Origin of the sequence: Kitasatospora sp. NPDC059577 (genome assembly GCF_042735475.1) — a bacterium.
GTDB lineage: Bacteria > Actinomycetota > Actinomycetes > Streptomycetales > Streptomycetaceae > Kitasatospora.
This window is the reverse complement of record NZ_JBHWBZ010000022.1, coordinates 1-12,683: the sequence shown is the minus strand read 5'-3', so window position 1 is coordinate 12,683 and position 12,683 is coordinate 1. Positions and strand designations below refer to the sequence as shown.

The 12,683-nt window shown below is 72.8% G+C and carries 6 protein-coding genes; 1 reads left to right on the top strand and 5 read right to left on the bottom strand.

Going from position 1 to position 12,683, the window contains the following annotated elements; all coding sequences use genetic code 11:
• Positions 1-106: 106 nt before the first annotated feature.
• From ACFV0O_RS19005 to ACFV0O_RS18985, 5 genes are all read right to left on the bottom strand, one after another.
• Positions 107-778 carry a hypothetical protein gene (locus ACFV0O_RS19005; RefSeq protein ID WP_380342928.1) on the bottom strand — a complete coding sequence of 224 codons (672 nt, stop codon included), beginning with the start codon at positions 776-778 and terminating at the stop codon, positions 107-109.
• A 46-nt stretch (positions 779-824) separates the two neighbouring features.
• On the bottom strand, positions 825-3,197 hold the full coding sequence (gene glgB, locus ACFV0O_RS19000) for a 1,4-alpha-glucan branching protein GlgB (protein ID WP_380342925.1): 2,373 nt from the start codon (positions 3,195-3,197) through the stop codon (positions 825-827).
• A gap of 123 nt (positions 3,198-3,320) precedes the next feature.
• Complete coding sequence (locus tag ACFV0O_RS18995; protein ID WP_360254082.1) at positions 3,321-4,811, bottom strand: phosphotransferase; 1,491 nt, start codon at positions 4,809-4,811, stop codon at positions 3,321-3,323.
• Positions 4,812-5,062: 251 nt separating this feature from the next.
• Complete coding sequence (gene treS, locus ACFV0O_RS18990; RefSeq protein WP_360254084.1) at positions 5,063-6,787, bottom strand: maltose alpha-D-glucosyltransferase; 1,725 nt, start codon at positions 6,785-6,787, stop codon at positions 5,063-5,065.
• Positions 6,784-8,739, bottom strand: a complete 1,956-nt coding sequence (locus ACFV0O_RS18985; RefSeq protein WP_380343105.1) for an alpha-1,4-glucan--maltose-1-phosphate maltosyltransferase — start codon at positions 8,737-8,739, stop codon at positions 6,784-6,786. Before ACFV0O_RS18985 ends, treS begins: the two co-directional genes overlap by 4 nt.
• Positions 8,740-9,849: 1,110 nt before the next feature.
• Here ACFV0O_RS18985 and glgP point away from each other — a divergent pair.
• Positions 9,850-12,519: an alpha-glucan family phosphorylase gene (gene glgP, locus ACFV0O_RS18980; protein WP_380342921.1), complete on the top strand. Its 2,670-nt coding sequence runs from the start codon at positions 9,850-9,852 to the stop codon at positions 12,517-12,519.
• Positions 12,520-12,683: the final 164 nt, after the last annotated feature.

Sequence of the window (12,683 nt, the reverse complement as noted above, 5' to 3'; positions counted from 1 at the left end):
GGAAGGTGGTCATATCGACCATACCTTCGCACCCCGAACGACCGTCCGCGAGCAGAGGACCGCACCCGGGGCAAGGGGCGAAGGCCCTGTCGGGAGGCGGCGGAGGTCAGCGCTCGACGTTGGTGGTCTCCGAGCCGGACAGCTCCACCGTCATCCCGCCGAGGAAGATCTCCGACACCCGCCGGTCCACCAGCCAGCCGTGCGGCCGCCGCAGGGAGTCGCCGCGGCCGGGCGTCCAGCCGTCGGCGGCGAGCGCGGCCCGCAGTCGGGCCTGCACTTCGGCGGGCGACAGGCCGGTGCTGCTGCCGAGGGTGAGGGTCCGGGAGCAGAAGTTCGAGCCGCAGTAGCCCTCGTCGGCGTGCTCGACGGTCACCCCGGGCGGCAGCGGTACTTCGGCGAGGCTCGGAAGGAAGGAGTCGCGGCCGATGAGCAGGTAGGCGAACGCGATCACCACCCCGGCCAGGGTGTGGACGGTGATCGCGACGGCCGAGCCGGCCACCGGGTGGTCGTACTCCTTCTCGGGCCGGGGGCCGCGCAGCCACCGCTCGGCCAGCCCGCCCGCGAGGACCACCAGGCCGGCTGCGGTCGGGTAGCCGACCTCGATCTCGGCGGTGGCGCGGGTGAAGTACCAGTCCTCCTCCAGGCCGACGAGCGCGACGGCCAGGCCGGCGAGGACGGCGAAGACGGTCACCCCGATCACCCGGGTGCGGACCAGGAACGCCCAGCAGATCGCCGGCAGCAGGAGGTAGAGCAGTTCCAGCACGAGAAACACGCGCAAGCCCCCCGCCTGCTGACGATCAGTCCCAGGCGGGGAGCCTAGGCGATCACGCCGGGCGGAGCCAGAGGGTGGAGAGCGGCGGGAGGATCAGTTCGGCGGAGCGGGGCTGGCCGTCCCATTCCACCGCTTCGGCCTTGACCGGGTGGGAGTTGCCGATGCCGCTGCCGCCGTACTCCTCGGCGTCGGTGTTCAGCAGTTCCTCCCACAGCTGGTCCCGGCCCGCCAGCCGGGGCAGGCCGACCCGGCGACCGTGCCGGACGACCGGGGAGAAGTTGCAGACCGCGACCAGCGGGGTGCCGTCGGCCGCGTAGCGGACGTAGGAGAGCAGGTTGTCGTCGGCGGCGCCGCCGTCGAGCCAGCGGAAGCCGTCCGGGGTGGTGTCCAGCTCCCACAGGGCGGGGGTGTCGAGGTAGCGCCGGTTGAGGTCGCGGACCAGGCGGCGCACGCCGCGGTGGTCCCGGTGGGCCGGCCACTGCTCGTCGAGCACCCACCACTGCGGGCCCTGCTCGTGGTCCCACTCCGCGCCTTGGGCGAACTCCTGCCCCATGTACAGCAGTTGCTTGCCCGGGTGGGACCACATGAAGCCCAGGTAGGCGCGGTGGTTGGCGCGCTGCTGCCACCAGTCGCCGGGCATCTTGGAGACCAGGGCCTGCTTGCCGTGGACGACCTCGTCGTGCGAGATCGGCAGGACGTAGTTCTCCGAGTAGGCGTACACCATCGAGAAGGTGATCTCGTTGTGGTGGTACTTGCGGTGCACCGGCTCCTTGGACATGTAGACCAGCGAGTCGTGCATCCAGCCCATGTTCCACTTCAGCCCGAAGCCGAGGCCGCCGGCGTCGGTGGGGCGGGTGACCCCGTCCCAGGCGGTGGACTCCTCGGCGATGGTGATCACGCCGGGGCAGCGCCGGTAGACGGTGGCGTTCATCTCCTGGAGGAAGGAGGCCGCGTCCAGGTTCTCCCGGCCGCCGTACTGGTTGGGCGTCCAGGCGTCGCCCTCGCGGGAGTAGTCCAGGTAGAGCATCGAGGCGACGGCGTCCACCCGCAGGCCGTCGATGTGGAACTCCTCGCACCAGTAGACCGCGTTGGCGACGAGGAAGTTGCGCACCTCCTTGCGGCCGTAGTCGAACTCCAGCGTCCCCCAGTCGGGGTGCTCGGCGCGCTGCGGGTCGGCGGGCTCGTACAGCGGCTCGCCGTCGAAGCGGGCGAGCGCGAAGTCGTCCTTGGGGAAGTGCGCGGGCACCCAGTCGACGATCACGCCGATGCCGTGCCGGTGCAGGGTGTCGACCAGGTACCGGAACCCGTCCGGGCCGCCGAGCCGGGCGGTGGGGGCGTAGTAGCCGGACACCTGGTAGCCCCAGGAGCCGCCGAAGGGGTGCTCCATCACCGGCATGAACTCCACGTGGGTGAAGTTCAACTCCTTCAGGTACCGGGGGAGTTCCTCGGCGATGGCGCGGTAGTCGGTGAGGTCGGGGCGCCAGGAGGGCAGGTGCAGTTCGTACACCGACATCGGTGCCCGGTGGTGCGTGGCGCGGGCCCGGCGGGCCATCCACTCGTCGTCCTGCCACGTGTAGGAGGAGGAGGTGACCACCGAGGCGGTGCCGGGCGGGCACTGGGCGGCCCGGGCGAGCGGGTCGGCCTTGTCGAGCACCCAACCCTGCCGGGTGTGGACCTCGTACTTGTACGTGGCGCCCTCGGCCAGGCCCGGGACGAACAGCTCCCAGATCCCGGACGAGCCGAGCGAGCGCATCGGGTGCCCGGTGCCGTTCCAGTGGTTGAAGTCGCCGATCAGCCGCACCCCGACCGCGTTGGGCGCCCAGACCGCGAACGCGGTGCCGGTCACGCCGTCGACGGTGCGCACGTGCGAGCCGAGCGCCCGCCACAGCTGCTCGTGCCGGCCTTCGGAGATCAGGTGCAGGTCGAGGTCGCCGAGGGTGGGCGGGGTGCGGTAGCCGTCCTGCTGGCGCAGTGGCTCACCGTCCGGGTAGGACACCAGCAGGGAGTAGTCCGGGAGGTCGCCGCCGACCACCAGGCCGGTGAACAACCCGCTCTGCTGGTGGGTGAGTTCGGCCGGGCCCTCGGGGGTCTCGACGACCACCCGGTCGGCGAACGGGCGCAGCACCCGGATCGCCGTGCCGCCGTGCACGGGGTGCGCGCCGAGCAGCGCGTGCGGGTCGTGGTGCCGCCCGCCCACCAGTCGGTCCACCTCGGACGGCGGCAGCGGCGCCTCGGGCAGGCGCAGGGACCCGGACGGCGCGGTGGGCGGGACGGCGGGCGGCGAGGTGCCCGGCCCGCTCGCCGCCGGGGCCTCGGCCCCGGGCGGGAGGGCCTCCTGGTCCTCGGCCGGGGGCGTGCCCGGGCCGGCCGTGAAGGTGGCCGGAACTGGGCGGTTGGGGCGGCCGGTCGGGTCGAGCGGCGTCACGGCGTGGTCCTCCTGCGGCGGGGGTGGGCGAACTCCTGCGGGCGGTACGGGGAACGGCGGTGCGGGACGGGCGAACGGGGACGGGCGAACGGGGGCGGGCGAGCGGGGCGGCGGGATCGGCGGTCAGACGGACAGGGCGAGCCGGTTGATCGCGGCCAGCGGGATCGGCAGCCAGCTCGGCCGGTGCCGGGCCTCGTACACCACCTCGTAGACCGCCTTGTCGATCTCCAGCGCCCGCATCAGCTCCGGCGAGGCCGCCGGGTCGGCGCCGCCCCCGGCGGTGTAGCCGGCGCAGAAGGCGGTGCGGTTGCGCTGCGCCCAGGCGGCGGCGAGGTGGGCGAGCTCCGGGTCGACCGGGCCGCCGGCCAGCAGGTGGGCGGCGGCGTAGTCGAAGGAGCGGAGCATCGCGGCGACGTCGCGCAGGGCGGGCTGTGGTTCGCGCCGTTCGTTGACCGACTTGGCGGGCTCGCCCTCGAAGTCCAGCAGCACCCAGCCGTGCGGGGTCCGCATCGCCTGGCCGAGGTGGAGGTCGCCGTGGATGCGCTGGACCGGCAGGCCGTCCGGGTGGGCGTCGGCGAGTTGCTGGAAGGCGGTGCGCAGCGCGGCCCGGAAGCGCAGCAGTCCGGGGACGGCGGCGACGGCGCTGTCCAGCCGGTCGGCCATCGCGGTGGCGAGCCGACCGGTCTGGGTGCGGTCGAGCCGGGCGACCGGCATCGACCGGGCCAGGACCCGGTGCACCTCGGCGGTGGCCCGGCCGAGCCGGTGCGCCTCGATGGCGAAGTTGCCGGGGGAGCGGTCGCCCTTGAGCCGGCCGACCTGGTCGAGGGCGAGCTCCCAGCCGTCCTCGGCGTCCGGCAGGTAGCGCTGGAGCAGGCCGAGGGTGGCGGGTTCGGCGCGTTCCATCCGGCTCTCGAACCAGGCGGCGACCCGGGGGATCCGGGTGGAGCCGGCCCGGGAGAGGGCGAGCGAGAGTTCGAGGTCGGGGTTGGTGCCGGGGTGGATGCGCCGGAACAGCTTGAGGATGTACGAGGTGCCGTAGATGACCGAGCTGTTGGACTGCTCGGCGGTGGAGGCGCGGCCGGGGAGGTTGGCGGGCAGTCCGGAGCCGGGGGTGCGGCGGAAGGACAGTGAGCCGAAGCGGTCGCCGGTGGCCAGGTGTTCCAGCAGGCGGCCGGTGAGTTCGGGGTCGTGCACCGCGTCGTAGAGGGTCGCGCCGTCGTACGGGCCCTGGCTGAGCCGGCCGAGCACGGCGCCGGGCCCGATGTCCCCGAGCCCCTGCGAGCGGATGCCGAGCAGTAGCTGGTAGATGTCGCCGTGCGGGGCGCCGGCCGTCGTGGCGTGCTCGACCCGCAGCAGCAGGTGCAGCAGGGCCGGGTCGCCGACCTGGAGCGGGGTGCCGACCACGGGGGTGAGGCCGGTGATGGGCCGTCCCTTCCCGGCGTACCAGCGCTGGGTGGGCAGCCACGCGGCGATCAGCGGCAGCGCCGCCTGGACGAGTTCGCTGACCCCCAGGGCTGTTCTCCGGAGCCCGGAGCCCCGCGCGCCGGTCGGCGCGGTGGAGCCGGCCGGGGCGTCGTGCTGCACATGGGCTTGAGAACGGGAGGTTTCGGACATGACTCCCTTTCCCCGGAAGCACGCGGACTGCCCGACGGGTCGTGGCCGGGTCCGTCAGTCTTCCGGATTTCGGCGGCGCGGCGGTCGCGGCACGCGAGCACGGCTCGGGTGTCACGCCTTCGTGTGGGTGGCCGTTGGGCTGTTCTCCGTACGCGGCGGTGCAGAGAACTCCGGGGGCGCTGGGGTTCGACCGGCGCCCCCGGAGGGTTCGGTGGTGCGTCGTGCGGGGTGCGGCGGGGCGCGGCGGATCGTTACTTCGACCGCCTGGTCCCGCTCAGGCGCGGGGGCTGCCGGAGCTGGAACCAGTAGAAGCCGTGCCCGGCCAGGGTGAGCAGGTAGGGCCACTCGCCGATCGACGGGAAGCGCACCCCGCCGATCAGCTCGACCGGGTACCGTCCGCCGTACTGCCGCAGGTCCAGTTCGGTCGGTTGCGCGAACCGCGAGAAGTTGTTCACGCACATGACCAGGTCCCCCTCGTACTCGCGCACGAAGGCCAGCACGGCGGGGTTGCTGGACGGCAGTTCGGTGTAGCTGCCGAGGCCGAACGCCGGATTGAGCTTGCGGATCTCGATCATGCGACGCGTCCAGTGCAGCAGGGAACTCGAACTGCTCTGCTGCGCCTCGACGTTGGTCACCTGATAGCCGTACACCGGGTCCATGATGGGCGGCAGACTGAGCCTGCCCGGGTCGGCGGAGGAGAAACCCGCGTTGCGGTCCGGGGTCCACTGCATCGGCGTGCGCACGCCGTCCCGGTCGCCGAGCCAGATGTTGTCGCCCATGCCGATCTCGTCCCCGTAGTAGAGCACCGGGGAGCCGGGCAGGGAGAACAGCAGGGCGGTGAACAGCTCGATCTGGTTGCGGTCGTTCTCCAGCAGCGGGGCGAGCCGGCGGCGGATGCCCACGTTGGCGCGCATCCGGGGGTCCTTGGCGTACTCCGCGTACATGTAGTCGCGCTCCTCGTCGGTGACCATCTCCAGGGTCAGCTCGTCGTGGTTGCGCAGGAAGATGCCCCACTGGCACCCGTTGGGGATGTGCGGGGTCTTGGCGAGGATCTCGGACACCGGGTAGCGGGACTCGCGGCGCACCGCCATGAAGATCCGCGGCATCACCGGGAAGTGGAACGCCATGTGGCACTCGTCGCCGCCCGAGGTGAAGTCGCCGAAGTAGTCGACGACGTCCTCCGGCCACTGGTTGGCCTCGGCGAGCAGCACGGTGTCGGGGTAGTCGGCGTCGATCTCCTTGCGGACCCGCTTGAGGAACTCGTGGGTCTCCGGCAGGTTCTCGCAGTTGGTGCCCTCGCGGGCGAACAGGTAGGGCACCGCGTCCAGCCGGAAGCCGTCGATGCCGAGGTCGAGCCAGAACCGGAGCCCGGCGATCATCTCGTCCTGGACCCGGGGGTTGTCGTAGTTGAGGTCCGGCTGGTGCGAGAAGAAGCGGTGCCAGTAGTACTGCTTGCGGACCGGGTCGTAGGTCCAGTTGGAGGTCTCGGTGTCGACGAAGATGATCCGGGCGTCCGGGTACTGCTTGTCGTCGTCGGCCCACATGTAGAAGTCGCCGTACGGGCCGTCCGGGTCCGTCCGGGAGGCCTGGAACCACGGGTGCTGGTCGCTGGTGTGGTTCATGACGAAGTCGATGATCACGCGCATGCCGCGGGCGTGCGCGGCGTCGGTGAACTCCATGAAGTCGGCGAGGTCGCCGAACTCCGGCAGCACCGAGGTGTAGTCGGAGACGTCGTAGCCGCCGTCACGCAGCGGCGAGGCGAAGAACGGGGGGAGCCAGAGGCAGTCGATCCCGAGCCACTGGAGGTAGTCGAGCTTGGCCGTGAGCCCCTTGAGGTCCCCGACCCCGTCGCCGTTGCTGTCCTGGAAGGACCGCACCAGCACCTCGTAGAAGACCGCACGCTTGAACCACTCGGGGTCCAGGTTCTTCTTCGAGGTCTCGGGGAAGGTGTCGGGGACGGGCTCGTTCACTGTCACGCTGGGTTCCTCCGAACCGTGAGGAGGTGAGCCGGCTCGGCTGAGGGATCGAGCCGGACGTAGTTGTGCCGGCCCCAGGTGTAGACGGCGCCGGTGAGCTCGTCGTGCACCGCGTACGGGCCGTCGCCGTCGAGCGTCACGGTGGCCTCCTGGACGTGGTGCGGGTCGAGGTTCACCACGGTGATGACCTGGTCGGTGAGGCCCTCGGGGGTGGTCGCGGTCTTGGAGTAGGCGAGCACCTTGTCGTTGTCGGTGGGGTGGAAGCGCAGGTCACGCAGCTGCTGCAGGGCGGGGTGGCGCTTGCGCAGCCGGTTCAGCACGGTCAGCAGCGGGGCGAGGGTGTCGGTGCGGTTCCAGTCGCGCGGGCGCAGCTCGTACTTCTCCGAGTGCAGGTACTCCTCGGAGCCCGGGTGGGCCGGCTCGTCCTCGTACAGCTCGTAGCCGGCGTAGACGCCGTAGCTGGGGGAGAGGGTGGCGGCGAGCACCGCGCGGACGGCGAAGGCGGCGCGGCCGCCGTCCTGCAGGTAGCCGTGCAGGATGTCCGGGGTGTTGGCGAAGAAGTTGGGGCGCATGTACGCGGCTGCGTCGCCGGTGAGTTCGGTGAGGTACTCGGTCAGTTCCGGCTTGGTGGTGCGCCAGGTGAAGTACGTGTACGACTGGTGGAAACCGATCTTCGCCAGGGCGTGCATCATCGCGGGGCGGGTGAAGGCCTCCGCCAGGAACACGACATCGGGGTCGGTACGGGCGATGTCGGCGAGCACCTTCTCCCAGAACAGCACCGGTTTGGTGTGCGGGTTGTCGACCCGGAAGATCCGCACGCCGTGGGACATCCAGAACCGCAGGATCCGGATGGTTTCCTTGACGATTCCGTCCATGTCCTGGTCGAAGTTGATCGGATAGATGTCCTGATACTTCTTCGGGGGGTTCTCGGCGTACGCGATGGTGCCGTCCGTGCGGTGGCTGAACCATTCCGGGTGCTTGTTCACCCAGGGGTGGTCCGGGGAGCACTGGAGGGCGAAGTCGAGTGCCACCTCCAGGTGCAGCTCCAGGGCCTCGGCGACGAAGTGGTCGAAGTCCTCGATGGTGCCGAGGTCCGGGTGGACGGCGTCGTGGCCGCCCTCGGGGGAGCCGATCGCCCAGGGCGAGCCGACGTCGTGCGGACCGGCCGTCAGGGTGTTGTCCGGGCCCTTGCGGAAGGCTCGGCCGATCGGGTGGACCGGCGGCAGGTAGACCACGTCGAAGCCCATCGCGGCGACCGCGGGCAGCCGCTCGGCGGCGGTGCGCAGGGTGCCCGTGCGCGGCGGCTCGACGCCGCTCGGGTCCACCACCGCGCCCTCCGACCGGGGGAAGAACTCGTACCAGGAGCCGAACAGCGCGCGCTCGCGGTCCACCTGCAGTGGCAGCGGACGCGAGGCGCTGAGCAGTTCGCGCAGCGGGTGGCGGGCCAGCAGCTCCAGCACCTCGGGGGCGAGGGCGGCGGCCAGCCGCGACAGCGGCGGCATGGTCGGGTCGCGCAGCGCGTCGGCGGCGGCCAGCACGTCGGCGCGGCCGTCCTTCTTCGGCACGCCGGCCGCGGCCTGCTCGAACAGCCGGGCGCCCTCCTCCAGGACCAGCGCGGTGTCGATCCCGGCGGGCAGTTTCACCGAGGCGGTCCTGCGCCAGGTGGCGATCGGGTCGCTCCACGCCTCCACCAGGTACGACCACCGGCCGGGCGCGGTCGGGGTGACGTGCGCGCCCCAGCGGTCGGTGCCCTCGGCGAGTTCGCGCATCGGCGTCCACGGGCCGCTGCGGCCGCGCGGGTCGCGCAGCACCACGTTGGCGTTGACGGCGTCGTGGCCCTCGCGGAAGACGGTCGCGGTGACCAGGAAGGTCTCGCCGACGACGGCCTTGGCCGGGCGGCGGCCGGAGTCGACGAGCGGGCTGACGTCCAGGACGGGGATGCGGCCGATCACGGTGTCGCTCTCTGTCTTGCGGGCGGCGGTCTTGGCGGTGGTCTTGGCAGCGGGTTTCGCGGCGGTCCCGGCCGCGGAGGTCTTGGCAGCGGCCGCCTTCGGGGCGGCCGCCTTCTTCGCCGCCGCGGTCCGGCGCGGCGCGGGGCCGGCCGCGGCGTCGGCCTTCGGGGTGGCGGCCGACGCGGTGGCGGTGGTGCGGCGCGTGGTGGTGCGCCTGCGGGGTGCCGCGGTCCGGTCCTCCTCGGCCCCGGGTCGTCGGGGCGCCGCGGAGGGCGGTGCTGCTGGGGGCTGTGCTGCGGGGGGCCGGGATTCGGAGGATCCGCCACCGACCGCCCCGGACGCCCTGGGCGCAGGCATCGGCGGATCTGTCCGAGTGTCAGAATCCATCCGTCCGGCGGATTCCGCGACCGCTGAGTCGAGGTTTTCGGCCACCGGTGTGGACTGGTCCCGCGTGTCGCCGTGCATGCCAAACTCCTGCCCGAGATCGGCGGCAGCTCCCGCGGGCCGGGTTCGGGCCAGGGGAGTACCGGGAGGACTGCTGGGTGGGGAGGACGTGCGACCGGAAGCCTGCCCGCGCCGCTGTCCCCGGCAACCTGCCCGGCGCCCGCCGAACCGGTGGCGGAACGCCCCGGAGCCCGTGCGCGTCCCGGCGCACGCCTCCGGGGGCACGCCCCTGGGCGGCCCGGTCCACCCGTGAACGAGCGGGCCGGGCGCGAGGACACGCGTCGGTGTGCGGTGAGCGCCGAATGGGCTAAGGAGAGCGGGAACGGCCAACGTGAAAAGGATTCGGACGTGCTGCTTCAAGGGGGACGCCACCCGTCGCCGGACTCCCCACAGCATCAACGACCTTCGGTCATCCTCGCATCGGCGACAAGGTTTTTGCAGCGGTACGACAGTAGTTTCGGGCCTTCTCATGAGCGGATGCGCCGGCGGAAATGGATCCGTACCGCAGAGTTCACGTATTGGTAGCGCGGGCCCCCGAAATGTGCGCCTCGCGCGCCCCCCGTGCAGACCAATGCGCCGAATGCGATCTCATCAATAGGCCGAACGGATGCCCAATAGCCCACTTGACGCACTGTCGGGCCGACCGCCGCGGCTACGCTTCACGCCGTGAAGGCAATCCGCAGATTCACCGTCCGCACCGTCCTGCCCGAACAACTCCAGCCGTTGCACGAGCTGGCCCTCAACCTGCGCTGGTCCTGGCACCCCGAGACCAGGGACCTGTTCCGGTCCGTGGACCCGGAGGTCTGGGCCGCGACCGGCGAGGACCCGGTGCGGCTGCTCGGGGAGGTCCCGGCCGGCCGGCTCGCCGCACTCGCCGCCGACCGGCGGTTCCTGCGCAGACTCGGCGACCTCGCCGACGACCTGCGCGACTACCTGACCGGCCCGCGCTGGTACCAGACCCGCCGGCCGGAGTCCGGCGCCGACCCGCTGCCCGCCGCGATCGCCTACTTCTCGCCCGAGTACGGCATCGCCGCAGCGCTGCCGCAGTACTCCGGCGGGCTCGGCATCCTGGCCGGCGACCACCTCAAGGCCGCCAGCGACCTCGGCGTCCCGGTCGTCGGCGTCGGGCTGTTCTACCGGCACGGTTACTTCCGGCAGTCCCTCGGCCGGGACGGCTGGCAGCAGGAGCGCTACCCGCTGCTCGACCCGGACGAACTCGCGGTCAGCCCGCTGCGGGAGGCCGACGGCACCCCCTGCCGGATCGACCTCGTCCTGCCCGGCGGCCGCACCCTGGCCGCCCGGATCTGGAAAGCCCAGGTCGGGCGGGTCCCGCTGCTGCTCCTCGACTCCGACATCGAGGCCAACTCGCCCGCCGAACGCGAGGTCACCGACCGGCTGTACGGCGGCGGCAGCGAGCACCGGCTGCTGCAGGAGATGCTGCTCGGCATCGGCGGCGTCCGGGCGGTGCGCGCCTACTGCCGGCTCACCGGGCACCCCGCCCCCGAGGTCTTCCACACCAACGAGGGCCACGCGGGCTTCCTCGGCGTCGAACGGATCCGCGAACTCGTCGCCGAGGACCCGGCCGGCCCCGACTTCGCGGCCGCCCTGGAATCCGTCCGGGCCGGCACCCTCTTCACCACCCACACGCCCGTCCCGGCCGGCATCGACCGCTTCGACCGCGACCTGGTCGCCCGCCACTTCGGCGGCGACGCCGCGCTGCCCGGCGTCCCGGTCGACCAGGTGCTCGCGCTCGGCGCCGAGACCTGGCGCGGCGGGGACCCGAAGCTCTTCAACATGGCCGCCATGGGCCTGCGACTGGCCCAGCGCGCCAACGGGGTCTCCACCCTGCACGGCGCGGTCAGCCGCTCGATGTTCAACGGCCTGTGGCCCGGCTTCGACCCCTCCGAGGTGCCGATCACCTCGGTCACCAACGGCGTGCACGCCGCGACCTGGATCGACCCGGCGGTGGTCCGGCTCGGCGCCGCCGAGATCGGCGCCGAGCGCGCGGAGGAGGCCATGACCACCGGCGAGGCCACCCGCTGGACCGGTCTGGAGGCGATCGGCAACGCCGAGGTCTGGGACCTGCGCCGCACCCTGCGCGCCCAGCTGGTGGACGAGGCCCGCCGCCGGCTGCGCGCCTCCTGGCGCCAGCGCGGGGCCGGCGAGGCCGAACTCGGCTGGGTCTCCTCGGTGCTCGACCCCGACGTGCTCACCATCGGCTTCGCCCGCCGGGTGCCTTCGTACAAGCGGCTCACGCTGATGCTGCGCGACCCGGAGCGGCTGCGCGCCCTGCTGCTGCACCCCACCCGGCCGGTGCAGATCGTGGTGGCCGGCAAGGCCCACCCGGCCGACGACGGCGGCAAGCGGCTGATCCAGCAGATGGTCGCCTTCGCCGACGACCCGGCCGTCCGGCACCGGATCGTCTTCCTGCCGGACTACGACATGGCGATGGCCCGGCACCTCTACCCGGGCTGCGACGTGTGGCTCAACAACCCGCTGCGCCCGCTGGAGGCCTGCGGCACCTCCGGGATGAAGGCCGCGCTCAACGGCTGCCTCAACCTGTCCGTCCTGGACGGCTGGTGGGACGAGTGGTACGACGGCCGCAACGGCTGGGCGATCCCCACCGCCGACGAGAGCGGCGGCGTGCTCGACCCGGACAGCGGCGAGGCCGAGCGGCGCGACGACATCGAGGCGGCCGCGCTCTACGACCTGATCGAGCAGCAGGTCGCCGCGCGGTTCTACGACCGTGACGCGGACGGGCTGCCGCACCACTGGATCGCCATGGTCCGGCACACCCTGGTCACCCTCGGGCCCAAGGTGCTGGCCGGCCGGATGGTCCGCGAGTACGTCGAACGGCTGTACTCCCCCGCGGCGCTGGCCCAGCGGGAGCTGGCGGCCGGGGGCAACCGCGGCGCGCGGGAGCTGGCGCTCTGGAAGACGAAGGTCCGGGAGTCCTGGCCGGCCGTGCGGGTCGAGCACGTCGAGGCGGACTGCCCGGCCGAGGCCCAGGAACTGGGCAGCTCGCTGGCACTGCGGGTGCAGGTCGCGCTCGGCACGCTGGAGCCGGGCGACGTCGAGGTCCAGGTGGTCTCCGGCCGGGTCGACGAGTCGGACGGCATCTCGGACGCCTGCCTGCTCGCCCTCAAGGCGGTCGGCGGGCCCGACCTGGACGGCCGCACCCGCTACGAGGGCGCACTGGAGCTCTGCCGGACCGGTCCGTTCGGTTACACCGTCCGGGTGCTGCCCGCGCACCCGCGGCTGGCCTCCCCGGCCGAGCTGGGCCTGGTCGCCCTGCCGGCCGAGTCGGCCGGGATGGACACGGGGCCGCTGCGCTGACGGCGCGCCGGACGACCGCCGTGCGACCGTCGCGGACGGCGGACGGCGGTCGTCCGGCCGGGGGGGCGCCCCCGGGGGGGGGGGGGCCCGGCGGGGGGGGGGGCGGGCCCCCCCGGCGGCGGCTGGGGTGGGGGGGGGGGCGGGCGCCCGCCGCGCGGGGACCC

Bases quoted from the DNA above. Each gene is read 5' to 3' on its own strand.
- ACFV0O_RS18995 (WP_360254082.1), bottom strand. From the start codon at position 4,811: ATGTCCGAAACCTCCCGTTCTCAAGCCCATGTGCAGCACGACGCCCCG.